The sequence below is a fragment of the Mesorhizobium sp. B2-3-5 genome (assembly GCF_006442395.1).
Lineage (GTDB): Bacteria > Pseudomonadota > Alphaproteobacteria > Rhizobiales > Rhizobiaceae > Mesorhizobium.
Map to the genome: position 1 here is coordinate 104,690 of NZ_VFVX01000015.1, position 24,303 is coordinate 128,992.

Below are 24,303 nucleotides of genomic sequence, written 5' to 3' on the forward strand. Positions count from 1 at the left end.
TTGCCTTCTCCCCCTGCGGGAGGCGCTGGCGAGTTCCCCAAAGCGAGGGGTGCCGCCAAGCTGGAACACCCCTCATCCGTCCGAGCTTCGCTCGGCCACCTTCTCCCACAAGGGGAGAAGGAAGAGCCGCGCTACTCTGGCACGACCCGCACCGCGCCCTTGTCGGCACTGGTGGCGAAAGCGGCGTAGGCGCGCAGCGCCGTCGTCACCTTGCGCTTGCGCTTTTCCTCCGGCTTCCAGGCCAAGGCGCCCTTGGCCGCCATCGCCGCGCGGCGCGTTTCCAATTGGGCGTCGCTGATGGCGAGGCGGATGGTGCGGTTGGGAATGTCGATCTCGATCGTGTCGCCCTCCCGGACCAGTCCGATCGTGCCGCCCTCGGCGGCTTCCGGCGAAACATGGCCGATCGACAGGCCGGATGTGCCGCCCGAGAAGCGGCCGTCGGTGACCAGCGCGCAAGCCTTGCCCAGCCCCTTCGACTTTAGATAGCTGGTCGGATAGAGCATTTCCTGCATGCCGGGGCCGCCGCGCGGTCCCTCATAGCGGATGACGACGACATCACCGGCCTTGATCTCGTTGGCAAGGATGGCCTTGACCGAGGCGTCCTGGCTCTCGAACACCCGCGCCGGGCCGGTGAACTTCAGGATCGACTCGTCGACGCCGGCCGTCTTCACGATGCAGCCGTCGAGCGCCAGATTGCCCTTCAACACGGCAAGCCCGCCGTCCTTCGAGAACGGCGTCTCCGCCGAGCGGATGACACCCTTCTCGCGATCAAGATCGAGATCGTCCCAGCGGCGGTCCTGGCTGAAAGCGACCTGCGTCGGCACGCCGCCGGGAGCGGCGAGGAAGAAGTCGCGGACGTTCTGGCTGGTGGTGCGGGAAATATCCCAATGATCAAGCGCTTCGCCGAGGCTCGCCGTGTGCACCGTCGGCAGGTCGCGATTGATCAGCCCGGCATTGTCGAGCTGGCCGAGGATGGCCATGATGCCGCCGGCGCGGTGGACGTCTTCCATATGCACGTCCGACTTGGCCGGCGCGACCTTGCACAGCACCGGAACCCGCCGCGACAGTCGGTCGATGTCCTCCATGGTGAAGTCGACCTCCCCCTCGTGGGCGGCGGCCAGGATGTGCAGCACCGTGTTGGTCGAGCCGCCCATGGCGATGTCGAGCGTCATGGCGTTCTCGAAGGCGCCCTTCGAGGCGATGCTGCGCGGCAGCGCTGTCTCGTCATCCTGCTCGTAATAGCGCTGGGCGAGATCGACGACGAGGTGACCCGCCTCGACGAACAACCGCTTGCGGTCGGCGTGCGTCGCCAAGGTCGAGCCGTTGCCGGGCAGCGACAGGCCAAGCGCCTCGGTCAGGCAGTTCATCGAATTGGCGGTGAACATGCCCGAGCAGGAGCCGCAGGTCGGGCAGGCCGAGCGCTCGATGACCTTGACGTCCTCGTCGGAGATTTTGTCGTCGGCGGCCGCAACCATGGCGTCGACCAGGTCGAGCGCCTGCGCCTTACCGGCCAGCACCACCTTGCCGGCTTCCATCGGCCCGCCGGAGACGAAGACAGTCGGGATGTTGAGCCGCAACGAGGCCATCAGCATGCCGGGCGTGATCTTGTCGCAATTGGAGATGCAGACCATGGCGTCAGCGCAGTGCGCATTGACCATGTATTCGACCGAGTCGGCGATCAATTCGCGCGACGGCAGCGAATAGAGCATGCCGTCATGGCCCATGGCGATGCCGTCATCGACGGCGATGGTGTTGAATTCCTTGGCGACGCCGCCGGCCTTCTCGATCTCGCGCGCGACCAGCTGGCCAAGATCCTTCAGATGGACGTGGCCCGGCACGAACTGTGTGAAGGAGTTGACCACCGCGATAATCGGCTTGCCGAAATCCGAGTCCTTCATGCCGGTGGCGCGCCAGAGGCCGCGGGCGCCGGCCATATTGCGGCCATGGGTGGTGGTGCGGGAGCGGTAGGCGGGCATGACTATTCCTTGGCTGGCCGGCGGCGCTCGATGTGGAGCGTGGCGGCGCTGAATTCGGACCGCAGGCGTTATAGACTCGCAAGTATGGTCTGGCCACATTTTTGCAATGCGCCAGATTTTCCTGAAAAATTCGAGGGCTCCCGAAAAAAATGCATGCGGTTGTCGGATCAGGTGCCGCAAAGGCGTCCTTGGGACAGACGGCAGGAATGGCACCATTCTCGGAGTCAGTCGTTTCACTGCAACAGCAAAGCAACCGAGGAGTGCACCATGCAAAAGATCACCACCTTCCTGTGGTTCGACGGTGAGGCCGAAGAGGCCATGAACCACTACGTGTCCATTTTCAAGAATTCGAAGGTGCTGAGCGTCACGCGCTGGCCCCAGGGCCACGCCTCGGAAGGCAAGGTGTTGGTGGCCTCGTTCGAGCTTGACGGCGTGCAATTCCAGGCGCTCAACGGCGGCCCGCAATACAAGTTCACCGAGGCCATGTCGCTGTCGATCGACTGCAAGACGCAGGAAGAGGTGGATCATTTCTGGACCAGGCTCACCGAAGGCGGCGGCGAACCTGGACGCTGCAGCTGGCTGAAGGACAGATTCGGCGTCTCCTGGCAGGTCGTGCCGGAGCAGTTGCCGCGCCTGCTCCAGGATCCCGACCGGGCCAAGGCAGGCCGGGTGATGTCGGCGATGATGCAGATGGGCAAGATCGATATCGCCAAGATCGAAGAGGCTGCGAAAGGGTAATCATAGCAAGTGAGTAGTGAGTAGTGAGTAGTGAGTAGTCGAGACTACTTCGGTCCGCCCCTACTTCCTACTTCCTACTTCCTACTTCCTACTCACTACGCCGCCTTGTCGCGGACCTGATAGTCCTTGATCGTTTCAAAGCGGATCGCCTTCCAGCGTTCGGCTTCGTAGTTCAGCGAGAAGGCGTGCTGGGCGAGGAACACCGGGTCGTTGTCGAGGTCGCGGGCGATGTCGCCGCGATGCGCTTCGATGAAGCGATGCACCTCGGCCTTGTCGTCGGCCGATATCCAGCGGCAGACGGAAAAGCGCGACATCTCGAATTCGACGGGCAGCGTGTATTCGAAGTTCAGCCTCTCCTTCAGGACGTCCAGTTGCAGCGCGCCGACGACGCCGACGATGGCCGGTGAGCCGTCCTCGGGCGAGAACAGCTGCACGACGCCCTCCTCGGCCATCTGGTGGAGCGCTTCCTTGAGCTTCTTCGCCTTCATGGCGTCGCCGAGGCGCACGCGACGCAGGATTTCCGGGGCAAAATTCGGCACGCCCCTGAAAAGAATCTCCTCGCCCTCGGTCAGCGTGTCGCCGATGCGCAGCGTGCCGTGATTGGGGATGCCGACCACGTCGCCGGCAAAGGCTTCGTCGGCGGTAACCCGGGTGCGGGCGAAGAAGAACTGCGGCGCCGACAGGCTCATCGGCTTGCCGGTGCGCACCAGCTTGGCCTTCATGCCGCGCTCGAGCTTGCCCGAGCAGACGCGGACGAAGGCGATACGGTCACGATGGTTGGGGTCCATGTTGGCCTGTATCTTGAAGACGAAGGACGTCATCTTGTCCTCGGTCGCCTCGACCTTGCGGGTGTCGGCCTCTTGCGCGCGCGGCGGCGGTCCGTAAGCGCCAAGCGCCTCGATCAGGTCGCGCACGCCATAATTGCGCAGCGCCGAGCCGAAATAGACCGGTGTCAGATGACCCTCGCGAAAAGCATCGATGTCGAGCGGGCGGCACGCTTCGCGCGCCAGTTCCAGTTCCTCGATGAAGGCTTCGCGCTCGTTGTCGGGCAACAGCCCGGCGACGCGGTTGGAATCGGGACCGTTGACCGGTGTGCGTTCCTTCTCGTCGTCGCCTTTGCGTACCGCGTTCAGCGCCAGATGGTAGGTACCCGAGAAGGTTTTGCCGCGGCCGATCGGCCAGGTGATGGGCGCGGTGTCGAGCGCCAGCTTCTGCTCGATCTCGTCGAGGATCTCGAATGGATCGCGGCTCTCGCGGTCCATCTTGTTGACGAAGGTGATGATCGGGATGTCGCGCAGCCGGCAGACCTCGAACAGTTTCAGCGTACGCGGCTCGATGCCCTTGGCGGCGTCGATCACCATGACGGCCGCGTCGACCGCCGACAGTGTGCGGTAGGTGTCGTCGGCGAAATCCTCGTGACCGGGCGTGTCGAGCAGATTGAAGACGTTGTCCTCATACTCGAACGTCATCACCGAAGTGACGACCGAGATGCCGCGCTCGCGCTCGATCTTCATCCAGTCGGACCGGGTCTGGATGCGATCCTTCTTGGCTTTGACCTCGCCGGCAAGCTGGATGGCGCCGCCGAACAGCAGCAGTTTTTCGGTGAGCGTGGTCTTGCCGGCGTCCGGATGGGCGATGATCGCGAAGGTGCGGCGGCGCGACACTTCCTCTGGTATTGTTTCGGGCATTCTTTTGGGATTTCCGTGTGACAGGCCGGGCTTCTAGCAGCGCAGTGCGGGGCTGTCGACCGTTCCGGCGGCAAGGACGCCGCCGGATGCCGCAGCCCGCTCAAGCCGACTTAGTCCGAAGGCAGCCGGCATTTGATGTCACGACGCATATTTCTCGCGACTCGATGTTGGCAAGCAGCCGCCAGCGTGGCACTTGGGTAAACGTTGCCTGAGGACTACGATGCGGAGGTGAAAGCATGGCCGCGGCGAAACAAGTCATCGTCATCGGCGCCGGCATCATCGGCGCGTCGATCGCCTGGCATCTCACCAAATCGGGCGCCCGGGTGACGGTCATTGCCGACAGCGCCGCCGGCGGAGTGGCGACTCCGAATTCGTTTGCCTGGATCAACGCCAGTTGGGGCAATCCGGAACCGTATTTCCGGCTGCGCACCCGCGCCATGGCCGAATGGACAAGGCTGGCGCAGGACCTGCCCGGCCTCCCACTCAGCTGGTGCGGCGGCCTGTGCTGGGATCTGTCGGCGGCCGACCTGGAAACCTATGATGAAGAACACTCATCCTGGGGCTACGGCATCGAGCGCGTCGACCGCGCCGCAGCCGCGCGTATCGAGCCCAATCTGACCGAGCTTCCAAATTTCGCCCTGTATGTCGCCCAAGAGGGTGTCGCGGAACCCGTCGCAACCACGAAAGCCCTGTTGGCAGACGCGGAACGGCATGGCGCGCGCATCCTCACCAGCACGGTGACGGCGCTTGTCCAGAGCAATGGCCGCATTACCGGCGTCGACACATCGCATGGGCTGATCGCCGCCGACGAAGTGGTGATCGCGGCCGGCGTAGGCTCGCCGGACATTGCCGCGACGGCCGGCATCAGCCTGCCGATCGAGACGCCGCCCGGCCTGATCGTTCATTCGCGGCCGCACAAGAAGCTGCTCAACGGGCTGGTGCTGGCCGAGCGGCTGCACATGCGCCAGACCGCGGAGGGCCGCATCATCGCCGGCTCGGATTTCGGCGGCGCCGACCCAGGCGTGGACGCTGAAGTCACAGCTCGTGAGTTGTTTGCAGTCATGAAGGCCATGCTGCGCGACAGCGAGGGACTGGAACTGGATTTCCATACGGTCGGCTACCGGCCGACGCCGATCGACGGCTTCCCGATCATCGGCCGTGCCGAGGGCATGGACGGTCTCTATGTCGCCGTCACGCATTCGGGCATCACGCTGGCGCCGGCGGTCGGCCTTTTCGCCACGCGGGAAATTCTTGGCGGCGAGCGCGACCCACTGCTGGCGCCTTACGGATTGGGTCGCTTCGCTCAGTAGCCAGGCGGCCGGTTGAAGCCGCCGGCCAACGCTGTCATTGCCTTGGCGATGCCCAGCAACCGCGATTCCGACCAGCGTCTGCCGACCAGTTGCAGGCCGATCGGCAGGCCGACGCTATCCTGTCCGCACGGCATCGAAAGGGCCGGGTGGCCGCTATAGTTGAAGACGGCGCCATAGGCCGGCAGCATCCAGTAGTTCTGGTCCTGGCCGTCGACCTTGATCGGCGCACCGGGTTCGCAATGCGGGAAGGCGGTGGTCATGGCGACCGGACAAAGCAGCGCGTCATGGCTCTCGAAAGAAGCATCCCAGGCGAGGATGGACCGGTCGCGGCGGGCGAGTGCCTCGAACCAGCGGGAGATCTGTGTCGGCTCTTCCGGCGGCTCCGGCTGTGCGGCTTCCAGCATCATGCCGATCAGCGCTCCCCCCTGGGCAAGATCATCGTGCAGATCGTGCCTGGGCAGCTTCGCCTCCTCGACGATGGCGCCGGCCGATTGCAGTTGCCTTGCGAGATTTTCGACCGCCGCACTGATGTCGCCGGCCACCGGGAAGCCGGGAAAGGTCGATGCGAAGGCGATGCGCACTGTCTGGAGGTCCAGCTTCGGCATGACCTCGACCGGCACCGGCGCAAGATCGGTGTCGCGCCCATCCGGCCCGGCGATGATTCGATAGATCAACGACAGATCGTCCACGCTGCGCGCCAGCGGCCCGAGGCAGGACATCAGCCGCACGCTGCGCGGGGCGCCGGCCGGGTCGGGGAAAGCGCCGGCCAGCGAGACGCGGCGCTCCGTCGGCTTGAGCCCATAGACACCGCAGAAGGCCGCGGGCAGCCGGATCGAATCCTGCATGTCGGTCCCGACATCGAACGGCGTCATGCCAGTGGCAACCGCCGCTGCGCCGCCGCCGCTGGAGCCACCCGCGGTCCGCTCAAGGTTCCAGGGATTGCTGGTGCGGCCGAACAGCGGATTGTTCGACTGCCAGTCGGAAAGCATGGTCGCGACATTGGTCTTCGCGAAGAGATTGCCGCCGGCCGCCTTCAATCTGAGAACCACCGGGCTGTCCTGCCTGGCGACGTAGTCGGCGAAAGGCGGGTATCCGACCGTGGTCTTCATGCCCGCCGTCTCGTGCGTGTCTTTCAGCGTGAAGGGAACGCCATGCAAAGGCCCGAGCGCCTCACCGCGCGCCACAGCCGCATCGGCATTTCTTGCCCGCTCGCGCGCGCCTTCCCTGTCGAGCAAAATGACGGCGTTGACCGCTCCGTTGTGGCTATCGATCTGCGCGAAGTGGGCGTCGAGTGCTTCGACGGCCGAAATCTTGCGCTTGGCGATGGCGGCGGCGAGATCGGTGGTCGAGGAAAAGATGGCGTCCATGGCGAATGCTCCGGCTTGACCACGCTCGCCCTGGTGAAGATGGCGGACAGCGGCATGACTTCAAGTGGAGTTGAGCATTCGAGGATCGGCAACGCTTGATCGAAATTGCGTTGCCAAGTCGATGAAGTCAGCGCTGTCCCGCGACGTTTCTCATTTGCAATCCGGAGAAGCGCTACCCGACCAACGCCAGTTTCGCCGCTGCCGGCGCAAAGGGACGAATGGCGATCTCCTCTCGGGTCATGGTGACAAAGCTCGACGGCGGAACAGCCTGCCAATCGCCGCCGTCGCGGTCGAAAGGTTCCGAGACGATGCAGCGGCCGCCCCCCTTGCGGAACATGGACGTGTAGAGCGTCGGCGCGTGGGCGTCGGTGGCATAGCGCACCGCGTGCAGCGCCTGTCCGTCCGAGAAGGCGGCGGTGAGTTTCAGGGCCGGTTCGTGGCCAGCGCGGCGCGAGGCTTCGAGCACCCGGCTGGTCGCGCGCGACACCGCGCCTTGCGGGTCGCCGGCCAATCCTTCGTCGATCATCAGCAGGAAAAACAATTCGGAATCGGTGGTGCCTTCGCGCTGGTCGAAAACCGCGTCGGACAGGGAATTCTCCAGCGCGCGGCGGATCTTTTCGAAGCCGCCGATCTGGCCGTTGTGCATGAACGACCAGCAGCCGGAGATGAAGGGATGGCAGTTCATGCGGCTGGTGGCGCCGCCCGTCGAGGCCCGCACATGGGCGAGGAACAGGCCGGATTTGATCTGCCGGCACAGGCTCTTCAGATTGGGGTCCGACCAGGCCGGCAGGATGTCGCGATAGAGACCCGGTTCCGGCCGGTCGCCATACCAGGCAAGGCCGAAGCCGTCGCCATTGGTCGGCGATTTCGCTTCCTGGGCACAATGGCTCTGGGCAATCAGCGAGTGGCAGGGCGCCGTGAGGATGTCTTCGAGAAAGACCGCTTCACCGAGATAGGCCGCCCATCGGCACATGGCTTCCGTCGTCCTCTAGGCGCGATCGGCGAGAGCCGCGGGCTCCTTGATCGCATGTGTGCCTCTGTTGTGCGTCCGCTCGTAAAGCTCGCGGACGATTCGGCTGGCGGTAGTCTCGAACAGAAATGGCAAGAAAGCGTGAACGAGCGCGGCGCCCGCCGCTATCAGCAGGCGCGAGGAGAACCAGGCGGCGAAGGCCATATGGCTGAAATAGGTTTCGCCGACCTTGGCCGGATGAGAGGTGAAAATGCTTGCTACCGACATGCTGGTCCCCTTCAGCGCTTGAGTTCTTATGTGAGTATCCTGACACGCTTCGCCGGTTCATTGGTCCCAAAATGTCCTTGTATTTTGCCGTATCATGGGACAAACATCCCACATGGCGCTCGAAATCGACGAAATCGACCGAAAATTGCTTGCCGAATTGCAACGCGACGGCACCCTGTCGGTCGACCAGCTGTCGGAACGGGTGGCCTTGTCGCGCAATGCCTGCTGGCGGCGCGTCAAGCGACTGGAGGAGGATGGCGTCATCACCGGCCGCGTGGCGCTTGTCGATGCCGAGAAGCTCGGGCTTGGCCTGTCGGTGTTCATCCTGGTCCGCACGTCGAACCATGATCCCGGCTGGTTGCAGAAATTCCGCGCGGCGGTGACGGGCTTGCCCGAGATCATCGGCGTCTATCGTATGTCGGGCGACCTCGACTATGTCTTGCGCGCCCGTGTCGCCGACGTGAAGGCCTATGACCGGCTCTACCAGCGGCTGATCGCCAAGGTGGCGCTGTCCGACGTGTCCGCCTCCTTCGTCATGGAGGAGATCAAGGAGACGACGGTGGTTCCGATGGAAGTGCGCTGAGCTGCGCTCCGGCCATAGTGATGCCCGAAAGAAAGACGTTGATACTCTTGCACGCGAATTGACCGAATCGGCATTCGCGCCGATAGGATCGATTTTATGCGCGCAGCTCTCCAAACTCCCTCCGTCATCGGTCCGACTGTCGGCTTCGTAAGGTTGCCGCATGGTGAAGGACTACCGCTTCCCGCCTATGAAAGCACCGGCGCCGCCGGCATGGATCTGCGTTCGGCCGTGCCGGATGACCGGCCGCTGCTGATCCTGCCGGGAAAACGCGCCTTGGTGCCGACCGGCCTGATCCTGGAAATTCCCGAAGGCATGGAAGGCCAGGTCCGGCCTCGCTCCGGCCTTGCCTTCAAACACGGCCTCACCGTCCTCAATTCGCCTGGCACGGTCGACAGCGACTATCGCGGCGAGGTGAAGGTGCTCTTGATCAATCTCGGCGACGAGGATTTCGCGGTGACGCGCGGCATGCGCATCGCCCAGATCGTTTTCGCGCCAGTGACTCAAGTGGCCGTTGAAGAGCGTTCTCTGGCCGGCGGCACGGCGCGTGGCTCCGGCGGGTTCGGATCCACCGGCACCGCCTAATGTCCTTTCCTAAACTTGTTATTTTCGACTGCGACGGTATCCTCGTCGACACCGAGAACCTTGCCAACCGACGCCTCGCCGAATGGCTCGTTGCCGCCGGCTATCCGACGAGCTTCGAATATTGCCGCAAGAATTTTTCCGGCCGCAGCATGGTCTCGGTGCAGAAGGAGATCGAAGAGCAGACCGAGGTCAGGCTCGGCGCGGATTTCGTCGAGCGCTGGAATGCCGGCCTGCCTGATTTGTTCGCCCATGGCATCGAGGCGATCCCCTATGTGCGAGAGTTTGTCGAGGCGGTGCGCGCGGCCGGCATCGCCTATTGCGTCGCCACCTCGGCCAGGATCTCGAAGATGCATATCACGCTTGGCCAGACCGGGCTCTTGCCGCTGTTCGAACATGCGATGTTCAGCGCCACAATGGTCGGACGCGGCAAGCCGTTCCCGGACCTGTTCCTGCATGCGGCCAGCACCTTGGGCTTCGCGCCTGCCGACTGCATCGTCATCGAAGACAGCGTCGCCGGCACGCAGGCCGGCATTGCCGCCGGCATGCGGGTGTTTTCCTATCACGGCGACCCTTATTCCGACCGCGATGGCCTGATCCAGGCCGGCGGCATCCTGTTCGACGACATGCGCGAATTGGCCGGGCTGGTGCCGATCCACTGATTTGCCCCCGGTCTTCACAGGCGGCTGGACGGGTTGGGGCTGCGTTGGGGTCCAGGCGCCCGACAGCCCGAGGCGCGATGTCAACGATCGCCGAGGCAGCGCGCGAGGCGTCGTCGCACGACATTTCGGTCATCCGCCACTGGGCGAGAAAACAGCGCATTACGTCAGGGATTCCGCCGCGCGTTCGAACGTTTGTCAGCAGACAACGCCAAAACGCTTCTGAACCAATCGCATTCGTTTGCCCAGGCAAAGAGGGCAAGATAAAATCCGCTCCACCAAGCAGCACGTGATGGGGGAACTACCATGGACAAGGGCAAGATTTTTCGCGACCTGCATGCCTCGACCTTCGTCATGCCCAATCCCTGGGATGTCGGCACGACGAAGTTGCTTGGCTCCTTCGGTTTCAAGGCGTTGGCGACGACCAGCGCCGGCTTTGCCTTTTCGCGCGGCCTGCCGGATGGCGCCGTGACCTTCGACCAGATGATCCATCATTGCCGCGAGGTGACGGCGGCAACCAGCCTGCCGGTCTCGGCCGATCTCGAGAGGGGCAAGGGCGACAGCGCCGAGCGGGCCGCCGAAACCATCTTCGCGGCCGAAGCGGCGGGCCTTGCCGGCTGTTCGATCGAGGATCACACAGGCGATCCCGACAAGCCGATCTATGATTTTGCGCACGCGGTCGAGCGCGTCGCGGCGGCGGTGGAAGCGGTGCGCGCGCTGAAGCGCGATTTCGTGTTCACGGCGCGGGCCGAGAACTTTCTGTGGGGCAAGTCCGACCTCGACGACACCATCAAGCGGCTGCAGGCCTTCGAGAAGGCTGGCGCCGATGTGCTCTACGCGCCGGGCATCGGCGACATCGAGATGGTGCGGACCTTGTGCTCGGCGGTCAGCAAGCCGGTCAACGTCATGGCGAAACCAGGCTTCACCATCGCCGATCTTGCCATGGCCGGGGCAAAACGCATTTCGCTCGGGCCTTGGCTGACCAATTTCGCCTATGGCATGCTGGAGACGGCGGCGCGCGAGATCCAGCAGGACGGCACGTTCGGCTTCACCCGCGCCGCCATGCCGTTCGGCAAGCTGCAGGCGCTGTTCGGCAAATCCTCGGACTGAAAAGAGCCGTCACATGAGCCTTACCGTCGTCGACATGCATACGGGCGGCGAGCCGCTCAGGATCGTCACCGGCGGCTATCCGGAGATCCCGAAGGGCACCATCCTGGAAAAGCGCGCCTATGTGCGCGACCATCTCGATCATCTGCGCAAGCTGCTGATCTTCGAGCCGCGCGGCCACTACGACATGTATGGCGCCTTGCTGGTCGAACCCGACTTGCCCGGCGCCGACCTTGCCGTGCTGTTCATGCACAATGAGGGCTATTCGACCATGTGCGGCCACGCCATCGTCGCGCTCGGCCGCTATGCCGTCGACGAAGGCCTGGTGGTGAAACAGGAGCCAATCACGACGGTCAACATCGAGGCTCCGTGTGGTTTGGTCGTCGCCTCGGTCGAGGTCCAGGACGGCAAGGCCGGCGCGGTCTCGTTCGAAAGCGTGCCGGCCTTCCTGTTTGCCCGTGACCAACGGATCGAATTGCCGGGCTATGGCGCGATCGGTTTCGACGTCGCCTATGGCGGCGCTTTCTACGCGCTGGCGGACTGCCACCAGTTCGGCCTTGAGTTCGGCCGCAGCCGGGTGCGCGATTTCGTCGACGCGGCGACGGCTTTGACGGACAGGCTGAAAGCGGATTTCCGGCTGTCGCATCCCGACCACGCCGATCTTGCCTTTCTCTACGGCACCATTTTGACGGATGGAAAGGACGCCTTTTCCGGCGAGGTGACGAAAAACATCTGCGTCTTCGCCGAAGCCGAGGTCGACCGTTCGCCGACCGGCTCCGGCGTCACCGCACGGCTGGCGGCCATGCACGTCAAGGGCCAGATTGCCATCGGGCAGACGCGCACCTTCGAGAGCATCGCCGGCTCGCGCTTTTCCGGAGCCGTGGCAAGGACGGCGCAGGCTGGTCCGCACGAGGCGATCATCGCCCGCGTCGGCGGCCGCGCCTACTACTCCGGGCGAGCCGAATACATCGTCGAACCCGACGACGAATTGGGACGCGGCTTCCTGTTGCGGTGAAGGAACCGCTCAGCCGCGGGAGCGAGCCGCTTCCCGTGCCGAGATCGCCTTGTGCAGATGCACCATCATCGCGGCGGCGAACAACGGCGTCACCAAATTGAGCAGCGGCACGGCAAGACAGGCCGATATGACCAGGCCGGCGACAAACACCGTGCCGGCATAGTGCCCGCGCAAGGCCCTGGCCTCTTCTTCGGGGCGAAAGCGCATGGCGGCGAATTCGAAGAATTCGCGGCCGAGCAGATAGCCGTTGACGACGAAGAAAGCGGCGATGTTGATGCCCGGCACCAGCAGAAGCATGAGCGCCACGATGTTGCCGAGGATGACGACGCCGAAGAATTTTATCGCCAGCACCAGCGAACGCAGCGCCGGCATGGCGCGCCCAACCGGGTCGCGGGGATAGTCGGTGCGCTCGACCACCTCGGCGACATCGTCGAGGAATAGGCCGGCGATCACGGCCGTTACCGGCGCGACGAGCAGCGCCATGCCGAAGGCAAGCGCTATTGCCGCAATGATGCCGCCGAGCCAGCCGGCCCAGGACGGCACGCCGGGCAACAGCGTGTGGAGCCATGGCAGGGCCAGCCACTCGACAAGGCTGGTCAGGCCGAACCACAGGGCAACCAGCGCCAGCAGGGTCAGGCCAAGCGTCTTGATGAACACGGCACGGAAAGGAGGCGAGAACAGTTCCAAGGCCGCAGTGCGGGCAGCGTCGAAAATCACCGTGCCTAACCCCCTAGCTCCAGCGGGCACCGCCGGAAAGGCGGACGCTCCCGAGATAGGCGGCGCGGGCCGCAAGCACAAGCGTGGGTCGTGGTCGGTTTGGCGCAATTGCGGACGGAAAGCCGCTTCACAGTTCGGAATTGCCCTACCGCGCGAAAGCTGGCTTGCGGACCGGTATGGTCATGGCCGCGACGCCGGCGACGACGAAGGCCATTCCAGCCCAGGCGGTTGGCCCCAGGCTTTCGCCGAGGAAGACGGCGCCGATGCCGACGCCGATCGGCACGCGCAGATAGGCCTGTGACGTCGTGCCGACCGAGCCCAGCGTGTGGATAAGGCGGAAATAGATGACGAAGGCCAGCGCGGTCGAGAACACGGAGAGGCCGAGCAGGGCCAGGATCGACGCCGTCGAGGGTGTCAGCGTCCATGGCTGGTCGACCGCAAGGCTGAGCGGCACCAGCATGACCGCGCCGCAGAGCATCGAACCGGCGGCCGGCAGCATCGGATCGAGGCCCTTGAAGCCACGGCCGAAGATCGCGGCACATGCATAGCAGACCGTTGCCACGACGATGGCAAGCTGGGCCCAGAACTGATGGCCGAGACCACCCAGCGCCTGCGTGCCGATGATGAGGCAGATGCCGGCAATGCCGGCGCCGACACCAACCAATTTACGCAAGGTGACCGGCTCGTGGCGGGTGATCAGCGCTGTGAGCAGGAAGGTGAAGATCGGCGAGGTCGCATTGAGGATGGTGGCAAGGCCGGCGTCGACCGAGCGCTCGGCCGCCGCGACCAGCGTGAACGGCACGACGCTGTTGAGGCATGCCTGAAAGGCGAAGCGCCGCCACGCGGCCGCATCGCGGGGCATGGCAAGCCCGCGCCAGCGGATGATGGCGAACAGGATGCCGCCGGCGATCAAGGTGCGTGCGGCGATGAAGGTGACCGGCGGGATCGTTTCGACGCCGATCTTGATGAAGGTGTAGGAGGCGCCCCACAGCACCGCCAACACGCCGAGCAGTGCCAGGTCGGTTGTCGTATCGCTTTTTTCGGACATGGACTTGTCGCCTTGGGGGTGCAATCGGACTTGTTCTAGGCAACGCCGCGAAGAAGTGCTTCGGCCACGGTCGAATTGTCGTAGCGCCTGGCTGTTGACGCGCACCACGTGGCCCCCAATTTGCAAGGACCGCGGCTTTACGCCTTCTCGACAGCGAACGGTCATGGCCGCCACACCGGCAAGGACAGAAAATCGGTTGCCAATTTTCAGGGTCATGCTGTAGACCCGCCCGGGCATGGCAAGAAGCCGGCTCGGTTTTTTGGCGGAGACATTGATGCCGGATTATGACGTGCTTTGCATCGGCAATGCCATTGTCGACATCATCGCCCAGTGCGAAGAGGAATTCCTCGAGACCAACGGCATCATCAAGGGCGCGATGAACCTCATCGACACCCGGCGCGCCGAGCTGCTCTACAGCCGCATGGGCCCGGCGATCGAGGCGTCCGGCGGCAGCGCTGGCAACACGGCGGCCGGCGTCGCCAGTTTCGGCGGACGCGCCGCCTTCTTCGGCAAGGTCTCCAACGATGCGCTGGGCGAAATCTACGCGCACGACATCCATGCGCAGGGCGTCGCCTTCGACACCAAGCCGCTCGAGGGCGAGCCGCCGACGGCGCGCTCGATGATCTTCGTCACCCCCGACGGCGAGCGCTCGATGAACACCTATCTCGGCGCCTGCGTCGAGCTGGGGCCGGAAGATGTCGAGGCCGACAAGGCTTCGGGCGCCAAGGTCACCTATTTCGAAGGCTACCTTTGGGATCCGCCGCGCGCCAAGGAAGCGATCCGGCAAACGGCGAAGCTGGCGCACGCGGCGGGCCGTGAAGTGTCGATGACGCTGTCGGATTCCTTCTGCGTCGACCGTTACCGCGACGAGTTCCTCGAGTTGATGCGCTCGGGCACCGTCGATATCGTCTTTGCCAACAGTCACGAGATCAAGTCGCTCTACCAGACATCGTCCTTCGACGCGGCGCTGGCGCAGATCCGCAAGGACTGCAGGATCGCCGCCGTGACGCGGTCCGAAAAAGGGTCGGTCATCGTGCGCGGTGACGAGACCGTGGTGATCCAGGCGACCGCCATCAGGGAGTTGGTCGACACGACGGGCGCCGGCGACCTTTATGCCGCCGGTTTCCTGCATGGCTACACGCAAGGCCGCGACCTCAAGACCTGCGGCGACCTCGGCTCTCTCGCCGCCGGACTGGTGATCCAGCAGATCGGCCCAAGGCCGAGGCAAAATCTGCGCCGCGAGGCCGAGCAAGCGGGGTTGCTGTAGGAACCGTCAAGCTGCCGATCTCCCCCCTTGTGGGGGAGATCGGCAGGCCCTGAGGGGGGCGCTGTCCCGCCGGTATCTCTAGGTTTCTATCTCGCTGTACGTGAACAATCATTCGTCCATGGCAATCCTTCGCGCCCTCGATTGCTGCCCTTCGCAGGCTCAGGGCGTTCGAAGCTCGAAAAGCCAAGCAATTGGCCTTTCGTCCGCTGCGCGGACCGCTTCTCACCGTCGCGCGGCTGTCACATATCGCTCCTACACGCAATTTGGGCGCCCCGTGACCGACATTGCGGGACGTCCGCAGTCAGTTGGGGTGTCCAGGATGTAAGACAACAAGCTGTGGAGCGGCAAGATTCGTGCCGCGATTTCCGTTTTCCGCACTAGAAATTCAGCAATCGGCCGTGGCTTGGGGGAGGAGCGCGCGGCCAGAAGACAGAATGCATGAGCAGATTTCAGACAAATGGTCTCGGACAGGACGACTTCGCGGAGATGGTCGCGGAGGACGTCGAGCGTGCGCTTGCCCACTATGACGAGGCGATAAACCGATCCACAGTGGTCTCGGTCGGCAAGATTGCCGGCAGCATAGCGTCGGCCGTCACCTTGCTGTCGCCGAAACTTCAGCGCGCCATCGACAGCATCCATGCCGACCTTCCCGGCCTTGCCCAGAAGTTCGTGCGCGCGCTGGCGGCGGAAGCCGCGCGCCGCAGCGAAGCCGGCACCGCCGGAACGACAAACCCGCCGACGGCCTTGCTGGCCGATGAAGCACCTCCTCCCCAGTCCGACGACCTCGAATCGATGCTGATCGAGGACTGGGCCGGCCGTGTCGCTGGTTCGACCTATCTGGAGGAGAACCTGCGCATCGCTCGCTCGACCCTGCACCGCTGGCAGCGGCGGGGCGACGTCATCGCCCTGCGCAAGGGCGGCCGCAAACACGTCTTCCCTCTGGCGCAGTTCGTCGACGGCAGGCCGGTGGCGGGCATAAGCGACGTGCTGTCCCTTATCGGCAATCCCAGGCTGACCTGGCTGTGGCTGACGCGTCCGGCAGCACAACTCGACGGCCGCATTCCGATCGACCTGCTGCGGCAGGACCAGGTCGAGGAGGTTGTCGAGGCAGCGCGGGTGTTTACGCCGGGCTGAGCGTTTCTCAAGTCCCCGCCGTATACGCCGCGATCGCCGCCATGTTGACGATGTCCGAGTCCTTGGCGTTCAGCGACACGATCTGCACCGGCTTGTTCAGGCCGACCAGCAGCGGACCGATCACCGTCGAGCCGCCGAGTTCCTGCAGCATCTTGGTCGAGATCGAGGCGGAGTGGAAGGCTGGCATGATCAGCACGTTGGCCGGGCCGGTCAGCCTCATGAACGGGTATTGCGCCATGGCGCGGGCGTTCAGCGCGACATCGGCGGCCATCTCGCCGTCATATTCGAAATCGACTCGGCGCCTGTCGAGGATGCGCACCGCTTCCTGGATGCGCTCGGAACGCTCGCCCTGCGGGTGGCCGAAGGTGGAATAGGCAAGCATTGCGAGCCGCGGCTCATAGCCCATGCGGCGGGCGAAGCCCGCTGCCTCCTCGGCGATATCGGCGATCTGCTCGGCGTTGGGCATGTCGTGCACGGCGGTATCGGCGACGATCACCGTTCTGCCGCGCGCCAGCACGATCGACACGCCGATGACACGGTGGCCGGGCTTGGCATCGATGACGCGGCGCACGTCGTCGAGCGCGGTGGAATAGTTGCGGGTCACACCGGTGACGATGCCATCGGAATCGCCCAGCGCCACCATGCAGGCGGCGAAGTGGTTGCGGTCGTTGTTGATCAGCCGCTGGCAATCACGGAACAGGAAACCTTTGCGCTGCATGCGCTCGTAGAGATAGTCGGTGTAGATCGAGTTGCGGCGCGACAGCCGGGCATTGATGATCTCGAGGCCCTGCTTGTTGAGGTCGATGCCGGCGTTCCTGGCGTTCTCCTTGATGACATCGTCGCGGCCAAGCAGGATGGCGGTGCCGAGCCGCTGGTTCACATAGGAGACGGCGGCGCGCATCACCTGCTCCTCCTCGCCCTCGGCGAAGACGATACGCTTGGGTTGGCGGCGCACGCGGTCGTAGATGCGCTGCAGGGTCGAAGCGATCGGATCGCGGCGGGCGGACAACTCCTGCGCGTAGCGGTCGAGGTCGAGGATCGGCTTGCGGGCGACACCGGACTCCATCGCCGCTTTGGCCACGGCAATCGGAATGGCCGAGATCAGGCGCGGGTCGAACGGCACCGGGATGATGTAGTTGGGGCCGAATTTCGGCCGGTTCCCCTGATAGGCGGCGGCGACATCGTCAGGCACGTCCTGGCGCGCCAGTTCGGCGAGCGCGCGGGCCGCGGCGATCTTCATGTCGTCGTTGATGGTGGTGGCCCGCACATCCAGTGCGCCGCGGAAGATATAGGGAAAGCCGAGCACGTTGTTGACCTGGTTCGGGTAGTCCGAACGCCCGGTGGCCATGATCGCGTCGGTGCGGATTTCGGCCACTTCCTCCGGCGTGATCTCGGGGTCCGGATTGGCCATGGCGAAGATGATCGGGTTCTTGGCCATGGACTGCACCATGGCGGTGGTCAGCGTGCCCTTGGCGGACAGGCCGAGGAAGACGTCGGCGCCATCGAGCGCTTCGGCCAGGCTGCGCGCCTCGGTTTTCACCGCATGCGCCGACTTCCACTGGTTCATGCCTTCGGTGCGGCCCTGGAAGACGACACCCTTGGTGTCGCACAGGATGATGTTTTCAGGCGCGAAGCCCATGGCCTTCATCAGCTCGATGCAGGCAATGCCGGCGGCACCGGCGCCATTGCAGACCAGCTTGGTGGTCTTCATGTCGCGGCCGGTGATCTCCAGCGCGTTGATCAGGCCGGCGGCCGAGATGATGGCGGTGCCGTGCTGGTCGTCGTGGAAGACCGGGATGTCCATCAGTTCGCGCAGGCGCTGCTCGATGATGAAGCATTCTGGCGCCTTGATGTCTTCCAGGTTGATGCCGCCGAAGGAGGGCCCGAGGAAGCGCACGCAGTTGACGAACTCGTCGGCATCCTCGGTGTCGACCTCGAGATCGATTGAATCGACATCGGCGAAGCGCTTGAACAGCACCGCCTTGCCTTCCATCACCGGCTTCGACGCCAGCGCGCCCAGATTGCCGAGGCCGAGGATGGCGGTGCCGTTGGAGATGACGGCGACCATATTGCCGCGCGTCGTGTAGTCGAAGGCGCGGCTGGGATCCTCGGCGATGGCGCGCACCGGCACGGCGACACCTGGCGAATAGGCGAGGCTGAGATCGCGCTGTGTCGTCATCGGCTTAGTGGCGACGATCTCGAGCTTGCCGGGCCGGCCCATGGCATGAAATTCGAGCGCTTCCTGCGCGCTGACGGACGGACCGTTGTTCTCGGTTTTCCTGGCCATGATGCTTTTGATTTCCTCGCCGGTGCAGCACCTCCTTGAAGCGGGTGCTTGTGTGGTTCCGAATTAAGACCACGCGCCGGCTCGTGTAAACCGCCAAGCTCGGCAAAGCTGCTTCAAAGCGCGCACGACTGGTCACGGCCGTTCTTGTGTCGTCCTGAATGCCTCGATTTCACGGGCATGCTGGCGCAGCGTCGCCCAGCGCATCAAGGTCCCTGCACCCTGAAACGGCCAGTGCGAGAACGGCGGGTCGCTGCTGCCGAGGCGCTGCTTTAGTGCCGATAGATAGATCGTCAGTTCCAGCCGCCCGGCCCGCACTTTTTCGAGCGTGCGGCCGCGTATCTCCTCGCGCGGGATGGCACGGTCGCGCAGCCGCTCGACGGCGCGCCTGATGGCGGCCGGCTCCGGCTCGACGATCATGCAATAGTCCGGATCGAAAAAGACGTCGCGGCCGCCAAGGCTTGGCGTGCTGACGATCGGCAGGCCGGCGAGCAGATACTCCATGGAGGAAAACATCGCGCCCTCCTCGGCCGACAGGCAAAGCCCGACGGCGGCCTGGTTGTAGACGCGATTGACTTCAGTCGCGGAGAGCTTGGCGGTCATGCCACCGACAATCGGGTTGGCGATATGGTGCAGCGGTGATCGCGCCTGCAGGCGACGGACGAAGGCGCGGGCAACGGCCGGCGGCATCTCGCCGATCGAGAATGTGATATGGACCAGCCTTTCAATGTCCAGCGCGAGATAGTGGCGCTTAGTGTGAGAAATGCGGCCATTGTAGACGGCATCGAATATGACCGGCACGTCCGGAAGCGGGCGGAATATCTCTTCCGAGACCATGAGATTGTGATTGGAGACGATCGCGGTGCCGCCGACGGCGGTGACCAGGCGGTGCTCCTCCTCGGTGTTGCAGAGGAAAATCAGCTCGTGAAGCGGAAATCGTTCGCGGTACCAGGCGAGATCCGCGCCCATCCTGGCGACGACCGCCGGCCGCTCCAAGGTCCAGTTCGGCGACAGCAGAAAAGTCGCACGCCGCTGCGCCAGACGTCGGCCGATGGCGGCAATGGTGGAGAGCGGGCGGGCGCCACCGATCGGCGTATAGAGTATCAGCGGATCACGGCTGATTGCGCAAACCGAAACGACCATGCCTCCGTCGAGATCCCGCAGGAGACCATGAACCGGAAGCAGGAAAGGTACCCGCTTGGCGGCCGAGAGCCGGGCCTTGCCGAGAAGCCTGCCCGCGCGCGAGGCGATCTTCAGCCGCAGCCTTTCGATGGGCGAGCGGATCGGACCGACCATCTCCTCGAACGTTTCCTGGCGAAACCTGTCCATCGACCGCTGCCCTGTGCGCAACGGATGATTAGGTCCGCCATCCGTGCGTTGCAATGCCTGCGAGGCCGCTGAGGCAGGTGGCGGCAACGCAGTCTTCCCCTGCTTTTCGAAGCCCTGGCATTAAACCCGGCCACCACATCTGCTAGCGTGCCGCGCCATGAACATGCATAGCCCGAACGAGCCTGACGCCCCCGAGGTGATGACGCCGCCGCAGCCCGGCGCCGCCGTCACGCCGATGATGGAGCAGTTCATCGAGATCAAGGCGGCGAACCCGGATTCACTGCTGTTCTATCGCATGGGCGATTTCTACGAGCTGTTCTTCGACGATGCCGAGAAAGCGAGCCGGGCGCTGGGCATCGTGCTGACCAAGCGCGGCAAGCACCAGGGCCACGACATACCGATGTGCGGCGTGCCGGTGCATGCCGCCGACGATTATCTGCAGAAGCTGATTGGCCAGGGTTTTCGCGTCGCCGTCTGCGAACAGATCGAGGATCCGGCCGAAGCCAAGAAGCGCGGCTCCAAATCAGTGGTGCGCCGCGACGTGGTGCGGCTGGTGACGCCGGGCACGATCACCGAGGACAAATTGCTGGCGCCTTCGGAATCAAGCTTCCTGATGGCGCTCGGACGGGTGAAGGGTGGCGCGGATCCAAGAGGCGGGGAGCGCGGGACCGCGACAGGAAACCAGGGAAGCTTCGCCTTGGCCTGGATCGACATCTCGACCGGCGCCTTCCGCGTCGCCGAGACCACCGCCGACCGTCTGCTCGCCGATATCTTCCGTGTCGATCCGCGCGAGCTGATCGTCGCCGAGCCGGTGTTCCACGATCCCGAGCTGAAGCCCGTGTTCGACCTGCTCGGCCGGGTCGCCAACCCGCAGCCGCCGTCGCTGTTCGATTCGGCTTCGGCCACGGGTCGTATCGCGCGCTTCTTCGATGTGGCGACACCGGACAGTTTCGGCACGTTTTCGCGGGCCGAACTGTCGGCGATCTCGGGCGCCATCGCCTATGTCGAGAAGACGCAGAAGGCCGAGCGCCCGCCATTGTCGCGCCCCGAGCGCGAGGAACAGGGCTCGACCCTGTTCATCGATCCGGCGACGCGCGGCAATCTGGAGCTTTTACGCACATTGTCCGGCAGCCGCGAAGGCTCCCTGTTCAAGGCGATTGACCGTACGGTGACCGGCGGCGGGGCAAGACTGCTCGCGGACCGGTTGATGGCGCCGCTGACCGACCCGGCGGCCATCGTCGCACGGCTGGATTCGGTGTCGTTCTTCCGGTCCGAAACGCGGCTTTGCCAGGCGGTGCGCGCGAGCCTGAAAAGCGTCGCCGACATGCCGCGCGCGCTTTCCCGGCTGGCGCTCAATCGTGGCGGGCCGCGCGACCTCGGTGCATTGCGCGCTGGCTTCGAGGCCGCCGGCGCAATCGCTGATATTTTTGCCACGACAGCGCTGCCCCAGGAACTGACGGCAGCGCTGGCTGCCATCAAGGCACTCCCCGAAGCGCTTACCCGGCACCTGTCGCAGGCGCTCGGCGAGGAACTGCCGCTGCTAAAACGCGACGGAGGTTTCGTTCGCGGCGGCTACCATGCCGAACTCGACGAGATGCGGGCGCTACGCGACGAGTCCCGCAAGGTGATCGCCGGGCTGGAGCGCTCGCTGATCGACGAGACCGGCATCCGCTCGCTGAAAATCCGGCACAACAATGTGCTCGGCTACTACATCGAGGTGACGGCCAACCATCATGCCGTGATGACCGGCAGCGATGGCGCCAAGGCGCGCTTCATCCACCGCCAGACCATGGCCAACGCCATGCGCTTCACCACCACTGAGCTTGCCGAACTCGAGACCAAGATCGCCAATGCCGCCGACCGGGCGCTCAGCATTGAACTCGCCGCCTTCGATACGCTGACGGCGGAAGCCGTCGGCGAGGCCGAGGCGATCCGCGCCGGCGCCGACGCGCTCGCTGTGCTTGACGTGTCGGCGGCACTGGCGCTTCTGTCGGAAAGCGAGGCCTGGTGCCGGCCCGTGGTGGATTCCAGCCTTGCCTTCGAAATATCCGGCGGCCGGCATCCGGTGGTCGAACAGGCGTTGCGCCGTTCTGGCGAAGGCCCGTTCGTCGCCAATGATTGCGATCTCTCGCCGGAAGGCAGTGCCAAGAACGGCGCGATCTGGCTGCTGACCGGCCCGAACATGGGTGGTAAGTCTACGTTCCTGCGGCAGAACGCGCTGATCGCGATCCTTGCCCAGACCGGTTCCTTCGTGCCGGCGGCATCGGCCCATATCGGCGTCGTCGACCGCCTGTTCTCACGTGTCGGCGCCTCGGACGATCTGGCGCGGGGCCGTTCGACCTTCATGGTCGAAATGGTCGAGACGGCGGCGATCCTCAACCAGGCCGGCGAACGGGCATTGGTGATCCTCGACGAGATCGGCCGCGGCACCGCCACTTTCGACGGCCTGTCGATCGCCTGGGCGGCGGTGGAGTACCTGCACGAGAAGAACCGCTGCCGGGCGATCTTCGCCACCCATTTCCATGAAATGACCTCGCTCGCCGGCAAGCTGGCGCGGCTTCACAACGTCACCATGCGGGTCAAGGAATGGGAAGGCGACGTCGTCTTCCTGCACGAGGTCGGCAAGGGTGCGGCCGATCGCTCCTACGGCGTCCAGGTGGCGCGGCTCGCCGGTCTGCCGGAAGCGGTTGTCGACCGGGCGAAGCAAGTGCTGCACCAGCTGGAAGAAGGCGAGGTTTCCGGCAAGACCAACCGACTGGTCGACGACCTGCCGCTGTTTTCGGTGGCGATGAAACGCGAGGCGCCGAAGCCGGTGAAGAGCGACGCGCTGGGCGCCGCGCTCGGCGAGATCAATCCCGACGAGATGACGCCGAGGGAAGCGCTGGAGGCGCTTTACCGGCTGAAGGGGCTGGCGGGGAAATAGTCAGATCATCTCCAGCCCATGTTTGCGCGTGGGCGATGGGAAGGCACGGTCGAGATCGGCGAGATCCTCAGCTGTAAGCTCAATGTCGAGCGCCGCGAAATTCTGGCGGACATGCTCCTGGCCGCTGGCCTTTGGAATGGCGATGACGCCCTCCTGGTGCATCACCCAGGCCAAGGCGATCTGTGCGGCGGTCGCACCGTGGCGGACGGCGACCGCGTCGAGCCTGGCGTTGCGCGCCAAGGCGCCCTGCTCCACCGGCGAATAGGCCATCAGCGGGATGCCGCGCTGGCGGCTCCACGGTGCCAGATCGAACTCGAGGCCGCGCCGAGAGAGGTTGTAGAGAACCTGGTTGGTCTGGACCCCATCGCCCGCCGGCAGACCGACCAATTCCTCCATCTCTTCGGTGTCGAAATTGCTGACGCCCCAATGGCGGATCTTTCCCTCCTTCTTCAAGATTTCGAAGGCCTCGACCGTCTCCGCCAACGGTACGCTGCCGGGCCAATGCAAGAGATAAAGATCGATGCGATCTGTGCGCAGGCGCTTCAGGCTGTTCTCGCAGGCGCGCCGCACACCCGCGCGCGAAGCGTTCGACGGCAGCACTTTCGAGACCAGGAAGACTTCGGCACGGTGTCCGACTATCGCCTCGGCCACCACCTCCTCGGCACCGCCGCTGGCATACATTTCGGCGGTGTCGATCAGCGTGACGCCGAGATCGAGGCCGAGCTTGAGGGCGCTCACCTCGTCAGCGCGGCGGCGCGAATCCTCGCCCATCTTCCATGTGCCCTGACCGAGAACGGGTACGGCCTCGCCGGAAGGCAGCGTGGTGGTTCTGACGCTCGATGGCATGACGGGGCTCCAGTTGAAGCAGGATCGCATCACAGGCCGGGCGAGAAATCCAGAGCATTCTCGCCACAGCCTCACGATGCCCGAAGGCCTACTTCACCGGATGGGCGGCGAGCCAGTCGTGCATCTGCTTGATCTCGGCTTCCTGCGCGGCGATGACCGCTTCGGCGAGCTTGCGGATTTCCGGGTCCTGGCCGTTGGCAAGCTCGACCTTGGCCATGTCGATGGCACCCTGATGATGGGGGATCATGCCACGAACGAAATCGACATCGGCATTGCCGGTATATTGCGACGCCATCATGCCGGCATGCATCTTGTCCATCGCCGCCTTGTAGCCTTCGGTCGAGAGGCTGGCTGCATCGGTCGCCATGCCGGCCATGTCGTGTTTCATCTCTTCACTGCTCGCCGGAACGCTTTCGAGGAAGACGGCAAGCAGCATTCCGGCCGCCATCAGCAAAAGCACCAGTTTCTTGGCCAACGTCATTCATGGTCTCCTGTT

General features: G+C 64.4%; 21 protein-coding genes. 10 read left to right on the forward strand and 11 right to left on the reverse strand.

The features are described from left to right. Positions 1 to 131: 131 nt before the first annotated feature. A complete protein-coding gene (gene ilvD, locus FJ958_RS18415) occupies positions 132 to 1,976 on the reverse strand; it encodes a dihydroxy-acid dehydratase (protein ID WP_140744618.1) in 1,845 nt (614 codons plus the stop codon). A gap of 267 nt (positions 1,977 to 2,243) precedes the next feature. On the opposite strand from ilvD, the gene FJ958_RS18420 reads away from it, so the two are divergent. Continuing rightward, the gene (locus FJ958_RS18420) at positions 2,244 to 2,714 is read left to right on the forward strand and encodes a VOC family protein (protein ID WP_140744619.1); all 471 of its coding nucleotides are present in this window, start codon (positions 2,244 to 2,246) and stop codon (positions 2,712 to 2,714) included. A gap of 95 nt (positions 2,715 to 2,809) precedes the next feature. Here the strand turns inward: FJ958_RS18420 and FJ958_RS18425 are convergent, their stop codons facing one another. Next, a complete protein-coding gene (locus tag FJ958_RS18425) occupies positions 2,810 to 4,402 on the reverse strand; it encodes a peptide chain release factor 3 (protein ID WP_140744620.1) in 1,593 nt (530 codons plus the stop codon). Positions 4,403 to 4,638: 236 nt separating this feature from the next. On the opposite strand from FJ958_RS18425, the gene FJ958_RS18430 reads away from it, so the two are divergent. Further along, complete coding sequence (locus FJ958_RS18430) at positions 4,639 to 5,712, forward strand: FAD-binding oxidoreductase (RefSeq protein WP_140744621.1); 1,074 nt, start codon at positions 4,639 to 4,641, stop codon at positions 5,710 to 5,712. Here FJ958_RS18430 and FJ958_RS18435 read toward each other — a convergent pair. The 3 genes from FJ958_RS18435 to FJ958_RS18445 all read right to left on the reverse strand — a co-directional run bounded on the left by FJ958_RS18435 (position 5,706) and on the right by FJ958_RS18445 (position 8,316). Continuing rightward, complete coding sequence (locus tag FJ958_RS18435; protein ID WP_140744622.1) at positions 5,706 to 7,079, reverse strand: amidase; 1,374 nt, start codon at positions 7,077 to 7,079, stop codon at positions 5,706 to 5,708. The two genes, FJ958_RS18430 and FJ958_RS18435, sit on opposite strands and share 7 nt — an antisense overlap. Positions 7,080 to 7,251: 172 nt before the next feature. Beyond that, entirely contained in the window at positions 7,252 to 8,052 is an 801-nt protein-coding gene (locus FJ958_RS18440; RefSeq protein ID WP_140744623.1) for a class II glutamine amidotransferase, read from the reverse strand. A 15-nt stretch (positions 8,053 to 8,067) separates the two neighbouring features. Further along, positions 8,068 to 8,316: a DUF6356 family protein gene (locus FJ958_RS18445; RefSeq protein ID WP_140744624.1), complete on the reverse strand. Its 249-nt coding sequence runs from the start codon at positions 8,314 to 8,316 to the stop codon at positions 8,068 to 8,070. Positions 8,317 to 8,428: 112 nt separating this feature from the next. On the opposite strand from FJ958_RS18445, the gene FJ958_RS18450 reads away from it, so the two are divergent. From FJ958_RS18450 to FJ958_RS18470, 5 genes are all read left to right on the forward strand, one after another. Beyond that, positions 8,429 to 8,899 carry an Lrp/AsnC family transcriptional regulator gene (locus tag FJ958_RS18450; RefSeq protein WP_140744625.1) on the forward strand — a complete coding sequence of 157 codons (471 nt, stop codon included), beginning with the start codon at positions 8,429 to 8,431 and terminating at the stop codon, positions 8,897 to 8,899. A gap of 96 nt (positions 8,900 to 8,995) precedes the next feature. After that, positions 8,996 to 9,481: a dUTP diphosphatase gene (gene dut / locus FJ958_RS18455; protein ID WP_140744626.1), complete on the forward strand. Its 486-nt coding sequence runs from the start codon at positions 8,996 to 8,998 to the stop codon at positions 9,479 to 9,481. Further along, entirely contained in the window at positions 9,481 to 10,140 is a 660-nt protein-coding gene (locus FJ958_RS18460) for an HAD family phosphatase (RefSeq protein WP_140744627.1), read from the forward strand. The genes dut and FJ958_RS18460 overlap by 1 nt, the downstream gene beginning before the upstream one ends. A 303-nt stretch (positions 10,141 to 10,443) precedes the next feature. Continuing rightward, positions 10,444 to 11,247, forward strand: a complete 804-nt coding sequence (locus FJ958_RS18465; RefSeq protein ID WP_140744628.1) for an oxaloacetate decarboxylase — start codon at positions 10,444 to 10,446, stop codon at positions 11,245 to 11,247. Between the two features lie 13 nt (positions 11,248 to 11,260). After that, positions 11,261 to 12,259 carry a proline racemase family protein gene (locus FJ958_RS18470; protein ID WP_140744629.1) on the forward strand — a complete coding sequence of 333 codons (999 nt, stop codon included), beginning with the start codon at positions 11,261 to 11,263 and terminating at the stop codon, positions 12,257 to 12,259. A gap of 9 nt (positions 12,260 to 12,268) precedes the next feature. Here the strand turns inward: FJ958_RS18470 and FJ958_RS18475 are convergent, their stop codons facing one another. Together FJ958_RS18475 and FJ958_RS18480 are read right to left on the reverse strand one after the other, a co-directional pair. Continuing rightward, entirely contained in the window at positions 12,269 to 12,976 is a 708-nt protein-coding gene (locus tag FJ958_RS18475; RefSeq protein WP_140744630.1) for a sulfate transporter family protein, read from the reverse strand. Positions 12,977 to 13,121: 145 nt separating this feature from the next. Further along, complete coding sequence (locus FJ958_RS18480; RefSeq protein ID WP_140744631.1) at positions 13,122 to 14,024, reverse strand: EamA family transporter; 903 nt, start codon at positions 14,022 to 14,024, stop codon at positions 13,122 to 13,124. A 274-nt stretch (positions 14,025 to 14,298) separates the two neighbouring features. Here FJ958_RS18480 and FJ958_RS18485 point away from each other — a divergent pair, with 274 nt between their 5' ends. Then, positions 14,299 to 15,291 (forward strand): adenosine kinase, encoded by a 993-nt coding sequence (locus FJ958_RS18485; protein ID WP_140744632.1) that lies wholly within the window; start codon positions 14,299 to 14,301, stop codon positions 15,289 to 15,291. 438 nt (positions 15,292 to 15,729) lie between these two features. After that, positions 15,730 to 16,425 carry an antitoxin Xre/MbcA/ParS toxin-binding domain-containing protein gene (locus tag FJ958_RS18490; protein ID WP_140744633.1) on the forward strand — a complete coding sequence of 232 codons (696 nt, stop codon included), beginning with the start codon at positions 15,730 to 15,732 and terminating at the stop codon, positions 16,423 to 16,425. A gap of 7 nt (positions 16,426 to 16,432) precedes the next feature. On the opposite strand, the gene FJ958_RS18495 is transcribed toward FJ958_RS18490, so the two are convergent. Together FJ958_RS18495 and FJ958_RS18500 are read right to left on the reverse strand one after the other, a co-directional pair. Further along, positions 16,433 to 18,712 (reverse strand): NADP-dependent malic enzyme, encoded by a 2,280-nt coding sequence (locus tag FJ958_RS18495; RefSeq protein ID WP_140744634.1) that lies wholly within the window; start codon positions 18,710 to 18,712, stop codon positions 16,433 to 16,435. Between the two features lie 132 nt (positions 18,713 to 18,844). Continuing rightward, positions 18,845 to 20,038: a glycosyltransferase gene (locus tag FJ958_RS18500; RefSeq protein ID WP_140744635.1), complete on the reverse strand. Its 1,194-nt coding sequence runs from the start codon at positions 20,036 to 20,038 to the stop codon at positions 18,845 to 18,847. 157 nt (positions 20,039 to 20,195) lie between these two features. Here FJ958_RS18500 and mutS point away from each other — a divergent pair, with 157 nt between their 5' ends. Further along, complete coding sequence (gene mutS, locus FJ958_RS18505) at positions 20,196 to 22,961, forward strand: DNA mismatch repair protein MutS (protein WP_140744636.1); 2,766 nt, start codon at positions 20,196 to 20,198, stop codon at positions 22,959 to 22,961. Here mutS and FJ958_RS18510 read toward each other — a convergent pair whose 3' ends face one another. Together FJ958_RS18510 and FJ958_RS18515 are read right to left on the reverse strand one after the other, a co-directional pair. Next, a complete protein-coding gene (locus FJ958_RS18510) occupies positions 22,962 to 23,807 on the reverse strand; it encodes an aldo/keto reductase (protein WP_140744637.1) in 846 nt (281 codons plus the stop codon). 88 nt (positions 23,808 to 23,895) lie between these two features. After that, on the reverse strand, positions 23,896 to 24,288 hold the full coding sequence (locus tag FJ958_RS18515; RefSeq protein ID WP_140744638.1) for a DUF305 domain-containing protein: 393 nt from the start codon (positions 24,286 to 24,288) through the stop codon (positions 23,896 to 23,898). Positions 24,289 to 24,303 lie beyond the last annotated feature (15 nt).